The sequence below is a fragment of the Paraburkholderia sp. BR10954 genome, from assembly GCF_040965775.1.
GTDB classification, from domain to species: Bacteria; Pseudomonadota; Gammaproteobacteria; order Burkholderiales; family Burkholderiaceae; genus Paraburkholderia; species Paraburkholderia youngii.
In genome coordinates, this window is record NZ_JBFRCK010000064.1 from 1 (window position 1) to 14842 (window position 14842).

At 55.7% G+C, this 14842-nt stretch carries 8 protein-coding genes and 4 pseudogenes; 2 read left to right on the plus strand and 10 right to left on the minus strand.

The features are described 5' to 3' along the window. Window positions 1-377: 377 nt before the first annotated feature. The 6 genes and pseudogenes from AB4Y34_RS38455 to AB4Y34_RS38480 form a co-directional block, all read right to left on the minus strand. Window positions 378-626 (minus strand): annotated as a pseudogene (locus tag AB4Y34_RS38455) (helix-turn-helix domain-containing protein); the annotation flags it as partial. A 141-nt stretch (window positions 627-767) separates the two neighbouring features. After that, complete coding sequence (locus AB4Y34_RS38460) at window positions 768-1283, minus strand: hypothetical protein (protein WP_368718984.1); 516 nt, start codon at window positions 1281-1283, stop codon at window positions 768-770. 777 nt (window positions 1284-2060) lie between these two features. After that, entirely contained in the window at window positions 2061-2555 is a 495-nt protein-coding gene (locus tag AB4Y34_RS38465) for a hypothetical protein (RefSeq protein ID WP_368718985.1), read from the minus strand. A 38-nt stretch (window positions 2556-2593) separates the two neighbouring features. Beyond that, a pseudogene (locus tag AB4Y34_RS38470) lies at window positions 2594-2976 on the minus strand (division/cell wall cluster transcriptional repressor MraZ). A gap of 312 nt (window positions 2977-3288) precedes the next feature. Continuing rightward, window positions 3289-4224: a hypothetical protein gene (locus AB4Y34_RS38475; RefSeq protein ID WP_368718991.1), complete on the minus strand. Its 936-nt coding sequence runs from the start codon at window positions 4222-4224 to the stop codon at window positions 3289-3291. Between the two features lie 96 nt (window positions 4225-4320). After that, a pseudogene (locus AB4Y34_RS38480) lies at window positions 4321-4476 on the minus strand (DUF4236 domain-containing protein); the annotation flags it as partial. A gap of 1317 nt (window positions 4477-5793) precedes the next feature. Between AB4Y34_RS38480 and AB4Y34_RS38485 the strand changes: the two are divergent. Both AB4Y34_RS38485 and AB4Y34_RS38490 read left to right on the plus strand, forming a co-directional pair. Then, window positions 5794-8544 carry an McrB family protein gene (locus AB4Y34_RS38485; protein WP_368718986.1) on the plus strand — a complete coding sequence of 917 codons (2751 nt, stop codon included), beginning with the start codon at window positions 5794-5796 and terminating at the stop codon, window positions 8542-8544. A 102-nt stretch (window positions 8545-8646) separates the two neighbouring features. Continuing rightward, a complete protein-coding gene (locus AB4Y34_RS38490; RefSeq protein WP_368718987.1) occupies window positions 8647-10830 on the plus strand; it encodes a DUF2357 domain-containing protein in 2184 nt (727 codons plus the stop codon). A gap of 458 nt (window positions 10831-11288) precedes the next feature. Here AB4Y34_RS38490 and AB4Y34_RS38495 read toward each other — a convergent pair whose 3' ends face one another. The 4 genes and pseudogenes from AB4Y34_RS38495 to AB4Y34_RS38510 form a co-directional block, all read right to left on the minus strand. Continuing rightward, window positions 11289-12101 carry a hypothetical protein gene (locus AB4Y34_RS38495; protein ID WP_368718988.1) on the minus strand — a complete coding sequence of 271 codons (813 nt, stop codon included), beginning with the start codon at window positions 12099-12101 and terminating at the stop codon, window positions 11289-11291. Window positions 12102-12151: 50 nt separating this feature from the next. After that, window positions 12152-13177, minus strand: a complete 1026-nt coding sequence (locus tag AB4Y34_RS38500; RefSeq protein ID WP_368718989.1) for a phosphotransferase family protein — start codon at window positions 13175-13177, stop codon at window positions 12152-12154. Continuing rightward, window positions 13110-13811: a hypothetical protein gene (locus AB4Y34_RS38505; RefSeq protein ID WP_368718990.1), complete on the minus strand. Its 702-nt coding sequence runs from the start codon at window positions 13809-13811 to the stop codon at window positions 13110-13112. The genes AB4Y34_RS38500 and AB4Y34_RS38505 overlap by 68 nt, the downstream gene beginning before the upstream one ends. 205 nt (window positions 13812-14016) lie before the next feature. Next, a pseudogene (locus tag AB4Y34_RS38510) lies at window positions 14017-14283 on the minus strand (integrase core domain-containing protein); the annotation flags it as partial. Window positions 14284-14842: the final 559 nt, after the last annotated feature.

Below are 14842 nucleotides of genomic sequence, written 5' to 3' on the forward strand. Positions count from 1 at the left end.
TGCATGCGTGCGCATGCCCCGCGCGGATCGCGCGGCAAACCGGTAATTCAGCGGGAAATTGCACGCGCAAGTCTCCTGAACGTAGCTTCGGTCGTCATGACGGGGCGCTTTTCAACAGCCTGCTAGGATGGCCTCTCGTCGTTGATCTAAATCACGGACGGCAGCTGAGGCGGACTCCCGAAGTCCCGTTAGCAACGAACCAATACCGCTCATCTCCTCCTGAACGATCACAAAACAGATTCTTCCACTTTGAGTCTCAAATAAATGCTCATCCATATTTCCCTTCATCGCCGCGCGTGTTTCGCTTGGGGCTTGGTCTCGTCGCCTTCTGACCAAATCGTCGTGGGGCCGACTCCAAAATCGTGATCAAAACCATTTCAGTGAGTGCACACGTTTTGCCGTGTCGACATTTGAAATGTGCCGAATGGGAGGGCGGAGTCGTCATCGAACCTCAACGCCTTGTGCTCCTTGTCTAGCAGGTCTCCAACGGCGCATCCGAGGAGTATCGCGAGATCTTTTAGGTATTTGGCAGGGATGTCGCTCTTGCCTGCCTCCCAGCGCGCGATTGTCTCCTGCGATACGCCGAGACGCTTCGCGACGTCTCGTCGCGTCACTCGTCGCTCGGCGAGTGCTTTTTTAGGTCCGTGGTCAACTCACTCGTGTCGCGGGTAAATTACCCATTTTTGAGTGAAAGTTCAAGTGCTGACATGAACCGCGGGTCGCGCCACTACAGTGCGTAAGCGATGCAACCTTAGGCTGCTTCAACCTCAAAACAAGTAACTGATGGCTTGCCAGATCAACCGGGCGAAGTTGTAGTTACGCTTGTCTCGCGCCTTGATCTGTTTCGCGGCGAGCGCCGGTTCGAAGTGCTCGGTCTTCTCGATCGTGGGCGTCTGGCGGGCTGGCTCTCGTACACCAAGTTTGCGCTTGAGCGCCGCGGGGTTCTGGTCGTATTCCTCTCGCAGTTGTGTGGCGTATTCTTCGATGCACGCGCCGAACCAGTCGCCAGACCCCGGACTTTCCCGGTTCATCCTCTCGATGGATTCCTTCCAATTTTTGTTTGCCAGTACATTGAATTCTTTGGCCATCTCGGGATTCTTCGCCATATACTCGAGCACTTTTTTCCAGAAATCTTCGACTTGCCCGCGGATCGAATCGCGCACTTTTCGCAAACTGTCCGCATGCTGCGCGAGCTCTTCCGGCGTGGCATGTTCGATTTCTTCCTTGCTGTGTTCGACAAACCAGGTGGGCAGTTGGGCGATCAGTTCTGCTTTCGTGTTCATTGTGGTCTTCTCCAGGTAGGTGTTTGTGAGCGCGGCTTGCACGCAGTTCTTCTTCTAAACCTACACTATTGGGGAATCGCCATCTGTTCGATCCGACACCATAATAGGCATGGCCGTCGCATCGTACTCGACTAGGCGGGCGACTGATCTTGCATCGTCGTCGTCGCCATGGTGCGGAAGATATCTGCCGCCCCGAGGTTTTACCGATTATGGGCTGTCCGCTTCACGATCGAGAAGCCAAGATCGATTGGAGGATCGGCTCGACACTTTACTTGCATCGTGTCCTTGGCCCCGTGCATTCGAATCGCAGTTCTGATTTCGCGTGGAAAGGCGGCTGGATGCGGGCGCGCCGATCATCATCTGGTCGCGGGTGGATTTGAAGAGGGGATTGGGGTAGGCTTTCTCTAGCGGCGACTGCAGCACTGCCACACTAGCAGGCGGTGCAACTGTCGACCCAGTCGAAACGGTCGTGAGTTTGATTGCCCGTTTCAGCGAGTTCGCACCAAGCCCTCCTGTGGGAGGCATTTCCGAGATTGCGGAGAGTCGCTCTGGCGCGCCCGGCGTGCCTAAGCGAGATTGTTCGATCCTCCTCCTCCTCGTTGCTTGGCCTCTGCCGCCGGCCGTCGGCACCGCTTTAAGTCCTAGTCGGTCTTCCGCGATGAGGTGAGACGCCAGTACTGCAGCAACCTGTTAGCCTGCAAGTGCACTCCGAAAAAGCGGCCGCCATTGCTTGCCCCGTGATCGACGATCCTCGAAAGCCCAGCTCTGCTGGGCTTTTTACTTCAGGACGGCGCGTATCACGTCGCGCACGAGAGTCCAGACCGTAGCGCGCACTGCCGTGCGGGCGGCGAGCTCGCCCATGCCCATTCGCGAGCTGGCGCGGGCAGGTTGCGGTGCCGGCTCGCTCACGATGCCAAGACGCATTTTCTGTGCGGCCGGATTGGCGTGGTGTTCGTTGGCCAGCCTGTCGCGCTCATACTCGACGATCGCGAGATACTTCGCGCCCGCGCCGCGTTCGCCGTCCTCAAGCCCCTTAGCATCCCGCGCGATCATCTCGTTGAAGCGTTCTGTAAAGGCCAACGCCTTGGCCGGTTCCCGCCGGACAGTCAGGTCAAGGAACGTTATCCAGTAGCTCTCGGTCATGTCGCGCACGCTCTGATGGCTCTTGGAAGCCGCTGCCTGAAGATCCGGGCTCTGATCGAGCATGGCGCGGGTGTCCGCGTCGAGCAGGCCGCCGAGCGCGGTCAAGTAATCGTTGTAGGTTGCCTTCATGATTTGGTCCCCGTTGTAATGTGGTTTTCTTACTCAAATCAGAACGTCAAACTCTTCAATGCCTCCGGCATGCCATGCGACCTCGCCGCCTGTTCGCGGGCAGTGTAGATTTTCGCATCCCAAAACTCGATTTGGCTACCCATTCCGAGCGACATGACCTCTTTTTCCAGCGATACCGCCTGGCGCAACCGGCGATATCTGCACCCGACCTGCGCGATCGAGATCAACAATCCGACGCATTGCCGAGAAAGGCCTGGCGCCACCAGTGAGCCTCCATCGGCAGCGCGACAACCTTCGAGCGAAACACCTCCCACTCCGGGCGCGAAAACAGCAACAAGCAGCTGTCCGGGTGCCGGGTAATCGTCACGCGTCCGTCTGCCTGCCCTTGCAGCACCTCGCGATAGCGGGCGGGAACCGCAATTAACCCCGCAAGCTAGTCGATTGCGAAGACAACCACGCCAAAAGTCCGGGAGGAATGGGCGTCATGGAATCGCGACTGCTTGATCGGGCCAATGTGCCTCATCCGATTCCGGGCAATAGGTCCCCGAGTCCGTGAGACGGGCTATCGTGCTGCATTAGCGAGACGCGACACCCAACCAAACGACCGAGCATGAGCCGCAACATTCCGAACAAACCCAGTTGCTACCTACCAGGTAGCCGAAAAGTTCAAGGAGGTCCCCCTGCTATCTTCACAGATGGCCGTGTCATGCCTGTTTCGAGAACGAATGAAGTCTCAGACGCCTTGCTTGACCGCCTCGCGCAAAGCTTGCCAGGCTTGCTCGACCGCCTCGGTCGCTACGACGTTGCTCAGTATGTATTCTTCGTTGAGACCAGCCGCCGACTTTAGCGTGAGTTGCGCGTACTGCATCACAGGGATGGGATAGTTGTCCTTGAAACGTCTGTCAGGCGAGCCATCCTTGTTAGTCTTCGCCCACGTGGTCCCTATCTGTGTTGCGTCGTCCGGAACGCCCTTTTCCTCGTGGAAGTTGATGCGTTCAACTTTGAGTTCCACGTCGGCGAATTCGATGAGCGCGTAGTTAGTCGCCGAGGCGTGGTACACGATAAAACCTGGGTAAATGTAGATGTCCCCGCCATTGGCGTTTTCGAGGTACGGCAAGGACATCGGCGTTTGGATGATGCCACATTGGCGTGAACCGAACTTTACTGGTTTCAGGTCTACGGCGCGATTCGCAACCGTGCGTTCTGCAAGCCGGTTGGTTGCACGATATGCGACGTTATCCCATATGCGCTTCGAATGGGTACAGGCGGTGAAGTCGTCAGCGAAGCGAGAAAAGGCCTTTGCGACGCCATCGGGCATTTCGAATTGCGTGTGCAGTCGAGACAACTCGAGCTGAGTCTCAAGTTCCTGCTGAGCAGCCTGACTTTCCTCGGCCTTTGCTTGAATCTGGGCGAAGCGGCGCTTCAGGATTCGACGCAGAAGCCAACCGTCCGCCCAGCTTCGATACTTGCTCGTGTCCAGCTCCGAAATCTTCCGAGCTTCGTCCAAATCGTGCTCGACAGCAGCAAATTGCTGCTGTGCCGTTCCGAGCGTTTCCTTAAAGGCGGCGAGCCCCGCGCTTGTCAGAATCGACGAGCCTGCACTCCGGATATCCTGCATGGCCGGTAAAGATGCGCCGATTGACGAAGGTACCGGGGATGGCATCGGCACAGGAACTTGGTCCTCTGCAACCGGTGGCGTATAAGAACTGGGGGCGTGTTCAGGAGCCGTTGCATGGCTGGAGCCAAGTGGTTGACGGAGCGATAGGCCTGTACCGGGAATGCTCACCGACAACGCATTTCCATGTCGACTACCTGTGATTCGAATTGGGCCGACTCCGACCGAGGTTGTCATGCCGGTCGGCGACAAGGTCAATCGGACACCCGGAATCGGGCTGAAACTCTTCCTAAAACGCCACTCCATGGGCTATCCCCGTATCGACATGTTTTTTTGAGGATATTACACGTAGTAATGCGCTTGAGAAAACTGCCGAGAGGCGGAGCTGTGTGCAAACGGTCGGTCTCGCCGGATGCGGCAAAAAAGATAGGCGGAGGAAAACTCCTTCGCCTCCGAGGAGAAAGCTAACTGTCCGGGGAACTAGCTCACGACGTCATGGAGCCTGCGACGGTCGAACGGCCGGCCCCGCTGCAAGATACAGGCGATAGACCCGTTTGTGATCAGCGTGCGTGCTCTCGCGATCCATCATCACGTGCAGCCAGCGGTACAGAACGCCGCTTTCGTTCTTGTCGTCTCGCGCTCAGGTTGAGCTGCGCATCTCGAATGAAGATACGTATTTCTGGAAGCCCTTCAATCGCGAGAACGTCAGTCGCTGCGCGCTCGCTCTCGACGCGCTTCTCGCCTTCTATCCCATCCGAACGAAAGTACGGCTTTGCGCAAGAAGCTCACCGCCGTGGAGCAGACGAGCGCATTCTGACGGGCGACTTGCTGCCCAGCCCAGACTATACGAATGACTTGCGGGACGGAATGGACGCTCCCGTCAGCCATACTCCATCGCACTACAGCACGTAAATTTTGGTCTGATTGCTCAACCAAAAAGCTCAAGGGGTCTTTCGCCGTAGCTCGAGACTCGCTATGCTGTCAAAGTGTCGAAAAGTACCTTAGATTCTTTCGATTCAACTTGGTTCACCAAGAGTCTCACGCGCAAATCCGGGTGGTGTCATACCTCTTCGCGGGATAGCCATCCGTCTTCTTTCACATAAGCATCCTCGATGCATACCCAGCTACCGCTATTTCATCTGTTTCTAAAAAGCTTCGGCGATATGTTTGGTCGCGCGGTAGTCTGTAGTGTCGCCCAAGAGAGCTGACGCGGAGATTCACTGGGGATGAACCGGAAGTGGTCGGGAGTTCGATGGCGTACTCAAATGATCCCGCGCAAAGCCCTTCGTTGGGGGCATATTTGAAAATCGCTGGCGTGCCTTACGCCCGTCTGGCGGCCTTCAGCGACATTGATCCTCGTCCTCATCAGATTTTGCGAGAAGTTCGCGACATTCCGAAAAGCCCCAGATTCCGCAAGGCCCGCGGGGTTGGCGTTTCCACTGTCGAATCGGGGATTCCGCTGACAACCGGAGGAATTTCGGGGCACAAGATTTAAAGGTGAACTTGAGACGATGGATGAACCGGATGAGCTGATCGAATTTAAAGTATTCTCCAGCTAGCTATTGCGAATGTGGCGGCAGTCTGCCGATTGAGCTGGAGTATCTAATAGACCGAGGGCGATGTATGAGCAGGTACTGTGGTGACGACGATCCAAAACCCATTTTGGAGGCGGCCGCTCATTGGCGTGGCGCAGCGCTATTAGAAAATGGCTCTGTCCTCACAAGCAAGGCGATTTGGACATCATCTGCGCTGGATTTGCTCGACGAGTACTTTGTAAGAAGACCCGACCTCGGCGACAGTAAGTTTCTGGTAAAGCTGAAGCATCAGCTTGAGCCAGTTGAGGGTGCCGCTAAGCAGCTGGTAGCCGAGATGATGTGGCTGATGTACCTCTGTCCGAGCAGCTTGACCATAGCCCACAAGCGGAAGACTGTCCAAACCATTTGGAGCTGGTCAGGCGAGCCATCACCGACCGAATCACGTTGGTTAGATGATGACGTTCTTGCTGGCGTCGGTAGCGCCGGCCCAGGCTTCAATCAGAACCAGTGGCGGGAGCTCGTCTTCCTCATAAACTTCCTCCGCCGCTTCCGCGAGCTGAGTGCTGACGATCAACTTGCGCTGATGGACGACGGCTGGAGGTTCGATGAATGGCTGCGTCAAGTCCCGGATTGGGAGGCGCGGCAGTTTCGTCACATGCTTCTCTTCCTGCTGTTCCCGGATGATTTTGAACGCATCTTCGGGCAGAACGACAGGAAGACAATCGTTCGACACTACACGAAGCGCGAGCGGCGCGAGGTCAATCGGATGGATGCTGTCCAGCTAGATCGGGAACTGCAAGCTATCCGCAAACGCCTTGAAGTGGAGCGAGGGACAACCCAACTCGACTACTACGTGCCTCCATTGAAGGGTGAGTGGCGAAGCGAAACGTTTGCAGCCGCAACCGAAGGGATAACAGAGAGTCATGTCCAGCACGCATTGAACGAAATCGATCAAGAGGGCGTGCCCCCGGACGCTGAGTCCACCGGCTACGATCTCTTCTACGAGGGCAAGCGGTACCCACCGAAATTGGCTTTGTCGCTAGCCGTAAAGTACGCCACTGGGGAGCCACTTGATCGCGCTACTTTCTCCGGAGGGGAAGCCTCTTCTGCTTTCCGTTTGCTGCGACGTCTCGGTTTTATTGTCAAATCGAAGGAAGACTCTGAGGGAGGCTTACTTGGGCTTTTGGATCGGTTCATCAATCAGGCAAGCGAAGGCAAGGAGCTTGGCACCCAGGGTTATCTGAATGAGTATCGTGGCCTTAAAGTTCGTGTGAGCTTTGGCAAGGGCGATTTCGCTCGCATCCCCTGGATCGCATTTCTTGGTGACGGGCAATCGGTCTCCGAGGGTATCAATCCCGTGCTGCTACTTTTCCAAGCGCAGCAACAGCTGCTGCTGTGCTACGGGGTGAGCGAGAAAGCAGCACCTCGTCTAACTTGGGGCGAGCTCGATGGCGCACAGACTGTAGGAGACTGGTTTAAAGCGCAGTATGGTACGGCGCCAGTGCGCTACGGTAACTCCTTCGTCCGTGCCGCGTATGACCTCTCGCAGCCATTGCCGATGGCGGAATTGCAGCAAGACTTGGACGATGTAATCGATATCTATAACCGTGTGCTCGCCGCTAACGGCGAGGATGTATTGCCAGAGGCCATTGAGCCCGAGCAACCGGATGCGGATGCATCTCTCCCGGTCAGGGCCGATCTCGCCGAAGCGGTTGAGGCGTTCAGTGATGCTCTGCGGGCCAGCGGCGTCCAATTTGGCGAGCAGCACGGCGACCTCGTCTCCACCTTCGTCTCTAGTCTGGTCACCAAGCCACTAGTAATCCTGACAGGCCTGTCAGGCTCTGGGAAAACGCAAATTGCCATTCGATTCGGGGAGTGGCTGGGCAAAGACCGGCTACACGTCGCTGCAGTGCGTCCGGACTGGACCGGTGCAGAGGCATTGTTCGGCTACGAAGATGCGCTCAAGCGGGAGCTAGACGGGCGCCCTGCGTGGACTGTTCCTGCTCCGCTGGAGTTCATTTTGAAGGCCGTGGCAGACCTGCAGCATCCCTATCTATTGCTGCTGGATGAAATGAATCTGGCACACGTCGAGCGGTACTTCGCAGATGTGCTATCAGGAATGGAGTCTGGGCAGCCCTCTATCCCGAATCTCCACCGAGGCATAGACGGTTGTTGGCGAGTACGGGACGGCGCAGATCAGCGAGTTCCATTTCCGAAAAATCTTTGGATTGTGGGCACCGTTAATATCGACGAGACAACTTATATGTTTTCTCCAAAGGTACTTGACCGAGCCAACACCTTTGAATTTCGCGTGCATTCAAGCGATCTGTCGATCGAAGCGATCAAGCCCCAACCATGTGATCCCGGAGACCAAGAGCTGGTGAGAGGGCTGCTGAGCATTTCACGGGATGATAACTGGCATAGGAATCGTCAAGGCACTGTGTGTGCCGAAGTAACCAGTCGCTTGCGTCAACTGCATGAACTACTAAGCCGGTACAACCTCGAGTTCGGTCACCGCGTGTTCTATGAGGCATTGCGATTTGCAGCCCTTGCAGAGGAAGCGGGGATTGCGGGGCTAAGAGCGATCATGGACCGGATCGTCATGCAAAAGATACTGCCAAGACTTCATGGCTCGCGCAGACGCTTGGAGTTGCCACTGCTCGCGCTCGCGCAGTTTTGCAAAGAGCTGCCTGATACGGTTGCAAGCGACGACGTGCTACCAACAACGGCGACTGAAGAGGCGACGGGGCAAGGCGCAGCGCTACCGATCGCCTACGCCAAGGTCACCCGCATGCTTCGCAGCCTGCGTGCAAATCAGTTCGCTAGCTTTACGGAATAGCCCGTGCGCGCTGTTTCTGAAGCTTCTATTCCTCTCCGCTGCCCGACAGGGAAGCTCACCGCGCGGCTATGTATTGCGGTTCTGCCAAGTAGGAGCGCATCTGTGAGTCCCACGCTGTGGTTCTCTAGCAGTATCATGGCCTCGAATAACTCAGTGGATGCTGTCGAGCTGTTGGAGGGCATCGAGTATCGATACGCCTGGGAGGACGTGCGAGCGGACGTTGGCAGCCTAATCGCAGATCCCGAGGAAGTTTTTCAACCAGATACGGCCGAGGGCAAGTCCGGCCGCCTACGTCCTGGATTGGCGACAGGCACAGTGCGCGTCGCGCTACGCGCCGGGACCAACACCCTCGGTCACCTAGAGTTTGAAGTCCGGTCTCGCAAGCTTTCCTACCTGTCAGAATACCGCTGGATGCTACGTGACATCGCGGAACGCATGACGGAGCTTGTGATGGACCGTTTTGCGGTCAGCGACGCACATTTTAAACTTGATGATACTCGCGATGCGGTTACGCTCTATCAGCGTTTCACGTTTCTAAGGGCCATGTTTGAAAGCGAGAACTTTCAAGGTGCGCTTCGCGAAGTCATCCGCCGCCCTCACACTGCGTGGGAAACGACGGGTGAGACGGTGCGACCCGGCGCAGGAATACGAGCGGACTCATCTGTACTTCGACAGTTCGCGAAATGTGGGTCTCGGTCGGCTTGGCCGGGAGGCGTGATTGCATCCGTCCCATCTCGCTTGGAGCGCAAGCGGACCGAGGCAACACACGATACAGCCCCGAATCGCTTCGTCAAGTTTGCCCTGGAACATTGGCGCCAAATTCTGGGCGATATTGACCGAGGTCTCGTCGAGGCTCGGACGACATCCGCTACGACTCGCGGACGCCGCGAAATTGCAGCTGTAACGTCGCAGTTGGAGGAGGTACTTCACCACGACGTGTTTGCTGAAGTTGGTGCGCTTACAAGATTCCCTGCAGATGACCAAGTGCTTCAAAAGCGCGAGGGCTACAGAGATATCTTTAAGGCCTATGTTGAGACCGAGTTTGCGGCTCGTCTTTCCTGGCAGTCTTCGCCTGAGGACTTTGGCGCGGGCCAGCGCGATGTTGCAACGCTTTACGAATACTGGGCATTCATTCAGCTGTCGCAATTAGTGGGTGAGTTGGTGGGACAGACGTTTGATATGAGCCCGCTGGTCCGATCTCGGCCGGACGGTCTGACAGTTGGAATCCGAACCGGTGTGGAAACGGTTCTAACTGGGATAGTCGAACGCTTCGACCGGCGCATGACAGTAGAGCTTTGCTTCAATCGAACCTATCGCCGCGGTACATCGCGCAATGCATCATGGAGTAAGCCAATGCGTCCGGACTATTCCCTGTTGATCAGCCCGGCTAACGGAGAACCCGCCACTTTCGAACCAATTGCGCTGCATTTTGATGCGAAGTATCGGGTGGATTTCGTCAAAGAGATATTTGGCTCGGATGACGATGAGGGCGACGTTGACCCCGTCCGGACACCGGAGAGACTAGAGCGTGGGGGGGCCTTGAGGGCAGACTTACTGAAGATGCATGCTTACCGTGATGCGATTCATCGAACTGCAGGTGCGTATGTGCTATATCCCGGGGGTGACAAGGAAGAGAGCGGTCTCCAGTATCCGGAATACCATGAGCTTCTCCCAGGGTTAGGAGCCTTCGTATTGCGACCGACTGAGACCGGTCTCGCGAGCGGTGCGTTGTCGCTAAGGCGATTCATCAGCAACGTGCTGGATCATGTTGCGACCCGCCTGACGAAGCATGAGCGCAGCCGGTACTGGCTAGAAGATGCATATGGACAGTTACTTCCTGGTCAACCGACTCGTGTGCTTGCACCACCGCCGGATACAACCGTACTCCTGGCATTTGTAAAGAGCCGTGAGCACTGGAATTGGATTCGTGATCTTAAGGTATACAACGTGAGAGCCGAAGGAAGACGTGGTGGCGTTCATGCTGGCGCGGCACTGCTGCAAAGCCAATTGCTACTCCTCTATTGTCCGGCCTTGGGTGAGGTTGGAGTTGCGCGCATTGTCTCCGATGCAGAAGAGATTTCGACAGCTGGGATGGCAGCAATGGATTATCCGGAGCCGCGTGGGAACTACTGGTGCGTGCAGTTGCAGTGGTTTGAGCAGGTTCCGTGGACTCGGGGACTCTCTTCGTACTCGATTGAAGCGTATGTTCGAAGTCTCGGGTTGGCGTACGGCGAACCCGCCAGCGCCTTATGGGGCGAGGTGCGGTCGCTTACAGACGGTGAGTGATAGGTTTGACATGCTTGATTTCTTCTCACTCATGGATGAGACTGCGCAATATGGATCCGATTTCGATACCCAAGCGTGCAGGCGATTGCATGGTCGGGGGACGCTTCCCCAACAGGTTGGCATGATGTTGAGGGATGAAAAACAGACGACGACTGGTTTGCGGCCAATGTACGTTACGACGAGTAATCCAAGACGGTCCAAGCAATGCCGCCGCTCAGTCGTCACCCGGTCTGGAGTTCGACAGCACAATCAGTACTCGCACCGAAAGTCGCCTTGTTGGGGCACTTTAGGAAGGGAGAGAAATCTCTCACGCTTGTTGCACAAGGGTCAAAGAGATTGTTCGATCCGCCTCCTCACCGACAGCCAGTATTTCTGGAATCGGATGGCCTTAAGAAGCCGAGCAGATCAGTCGCCCGACGATCCATGTTGGGCCGTCCTCTCAGCTTCATTATCGTGCGTCACGAAGCGTCAGTGCGAGGAGGTGAGGGCGACACCACCGGCGCTTTGTCTCCACTTGGCGGTGCCGCAGCGGGTTTCTCGTTGCTTTCTCCGAACAACGTCTTCACGAGGTGTCTGAGCTTCTCGGTGAATTCGCGGTCTCCGAATCCCGCGAGTGTCGCAAGCGAGATCCATCGAAGTGTGGGATCGTGAATCGTCCCCGAGATTGCAAACAGCCCCGCTTGCACCACCGCAATTACGGAAATACCGAGAAGGAAGCCCGTCATAGGACGCATGACGTAGTAGGGCCACCATGTGGTGAGGTCGAGCGAGCCCTTGGAAACATGATTAACGAAGGCGGTCAGCGATCTGAGTTGGGCACCGAGCGCGCCAAACATGCCGCCAAGCAGCAACAAATTGATGATGTCGCACGCGCGTCGGCTGTTTGAGATCTGCGCTAGCCTCTCGATAGCTTCATAGTAGCTCTGCCGTACTTCGGTGGCATTCGCCTTCGCGCCCGCGTCGCTGGAATCGTCGGGCGCGGCTAAAAGTTCGTCGAGGACGCTCTTTGTTTTGTCATCAACGATGCCTAGATAACTGATTTTTTCGTTTTTTCGATCATAAAGAAACCCGGGTGGACCGGGTTTGAGGTGCGCGTTACCTTGGGACCATTGGACCTCATGAGGTGTCGAGATTCCCGAAACAAATCGACTGACGTAATCTCTCGAGAACGAGAAGATTAAGACAGTGTAAATAAAAAGTACTATCGCCATTCCAACGGTGGAAGCGCTGGATGTGGCTGGCTTGCAGGTTTTATTTGTGGGCTTGTTCAATTTGCAGTCACTCAATTCGTCGCTTTTTGCGTAAGAGCACTTTGCCTTTGTTAGAGATCGGTGCACACATAGTCGAGGGCACTCCGCCAACCAGGCAAGACCTCATCAATGGGATCTCGTCGGCGTCCAAGCGGCAGTGGAGCTCGTCCGTTGCGCAGTATTCGGAGTGCACGTACAACCGCGTACAGTGCCGCGCGCATGTTCTCTTCTGGACTGGGTTGCCAGTTCGGAAGGAGGTATGAACAGAATTTGGTTCCGGCGTAGCGTGCCCACAGGTATCCGATGTTAAGAGCAAACTCGCTTCCCAATGTCCCTTCGAAGTCAACAAGACCTGCAAACGCACCGCGCTCGTCGACGATTATGTTTTCGGGCGACACGTCCCCCCATGCGAGCCCAGACTTGTTGCAAGCTGGGATACTCGACAAGTGCTGCTCGACGAACTCTAACTTCTCGATGTCCGCGATGGGGAGGATCGAGTTTCGCTGAATTGCCTCGAGTCCTTCGCGGAACGTAGACTCGATGAATATCGTCCAGGTCTTGCTGCTTGCCGTGTCCGCAGAGGTAAGCTCACCAAACCCTTTGACGGGGAGCTCCGCCATCGCTGACAGTTGATCAAACACGGACCCGGCGATCGCCGACAGCGAGCGTTTCCTCAACTTGCCGATCTTTTGGGAAAGGGAGGTCCCAGGAATCATCTTGTAGATGATGTACTGGTGCGGTGAATGAACGTCGAGACGAGAATCGGCGATGACCTCGGGAACGCGGAGCCCGTTAGCACGACACCGTTCGATCACGTCTGGTTCGAACTTGACGATATGGGACCGTGAGATTGGATACGACCTCACCATGTAATTGAAGCCGTCGCTCATTTCCGCAACGTATTTTTCCGTCATGACACCAACGCTCAGCTTGCGTATGCGTGTCGGTACCGTCCCGATTGTTTCCGCAATGAGCGAAGATACCCAACTCTTAATTTCTAGCTCTTCTACCACGCGGCTCCTCGAGGAGTTAATAATTAATAAGGGGTGGGAAAAATAGAGACGAAAAAATTGCTTCGTCACTACGATACGCTTCATTAGCCTTTATCCAGCGCCGCGTAACCGAATCTATCGAGAAGTTCAGCTTGTTCGCGTAGTGGACTAACCTAAACCACAGCACACTGTTTCTCGTTATTTCAGTGAAATCAGATATGGGTTCGTTCGGGAAATCGAATCGTACTGCTCGTATAATTCTCGCTCTGGCATCTCGCACGCCGTTCTGCGGGTCGTGTAACTCGTGCGTTGCGATATCCAACGCAATCGCGTTGGCGGTAAAATCGAATTGATTCAGCGAGTCGATAATATCTTGACAGCGCCAAAGACCATTATTGAACGTCGTCACGGGGATAACGTCCGCATAGACTTGATCATCGCTGTGACGTCGCCACCTCGGTGAGCCAAATGGCCCCATAGTGAGTGCACCTGCACTGCGCAGAATTTCCAGGAACTCAGAAGTCTGAGGGCCCTGCACCATAAAATCGAAGTCCGTCATCGGGGCGTCAATTTCCGCAATGGCATTGCGTAGTGACCCGCCCACCAAGTAGACATCCACTTCTGTCAGCAGACGCATCGCGTCCGCGATTGTCTCAAAACCCTCCCATGCGCTTAGGGAGGTGCTGATCCGACGCACCAGCAATCGATGCGCGTCGCTGCCAGTATAAAGATCGTGCATTCGAATGCCAGAATGAAGATAGGTAAAGATTTTTGACTTGTGTTTCGCGTGCCAATGTAGCATAGCGCTCTGGCATGCGAAAGCAGGCCTCCGGCTTTGGCGGCCTTTGTCCGGCTGGGGCAGCCTCATCTGAGCATACAGTTCGACAGCTCGCGTTGAGCCCTTCATGCTGGGCGTCGACTCGCTCGCTCCGCGTCCGACAAGCTTAATTTGTCGGAGGAGCCGGCCAGCCTGATTTCTTCGAGCTATTCCAATTTTTGAGAACGACCTTGGTTGCTTCAGTAGAACAATACTGCTGCTTGAACTCGTCGGGCGTTAGGTACCCGAGACTTGGATGCGGTTGGATCGCATTGTAGTGGCGCCGCCTCTGTTCGGTCGCGATTTTTGCCTCGGCACGGGTCCGAAACCGCTCAAGACTCAGGCACTCTCGTCCGCGCTGATCTGCCACGGCTTGCCCGGATCCTGAGCGCCATTCCATGCCGTTTTCGGCGACCCACTTCAGGATGAAATGCAAGCGGCCCGACCAACTCGACTCGCTATTGTCGAGCAGTTCAGGCTGACAGAGTTCTTCGTTAAGTATCCGCGCGATTTGATGTCGTTGCGACCGGGGCATTCCTCGGATACCGCGCCGATTAACACCTATACCGACGACTGGCCCGAAGTGTCGGCCAGAACGCGTAGCCTGCGCGGTTATAGGTGCCAGATGTGCAGCATCGTTTTGGCCGGAGTTGGGTCCGAGTATCTGCAAGTGCATCATCAAAACGGACAAAAACATGACAACAGAGATGGAAACCTTGAGGTCCTATGCGTCCGTTGCTATGCGGATGAGCCTCTGCATGCACACATGAAGGCTCTTCCAGAGTATCGGGCTTTTACCGACCGATATCGATGATAAGTGACTGCGTGTTAGCGCCGATGTAAAACTGACCCACCCGCCGAAGTAAATCTGACCCACCTGGGAGAGGATGGCGGCTTTTTGCCGCCGATGCTGACTCAGGAGCAAGCAGTGGAAATCAAGGTATTGGCAAGAC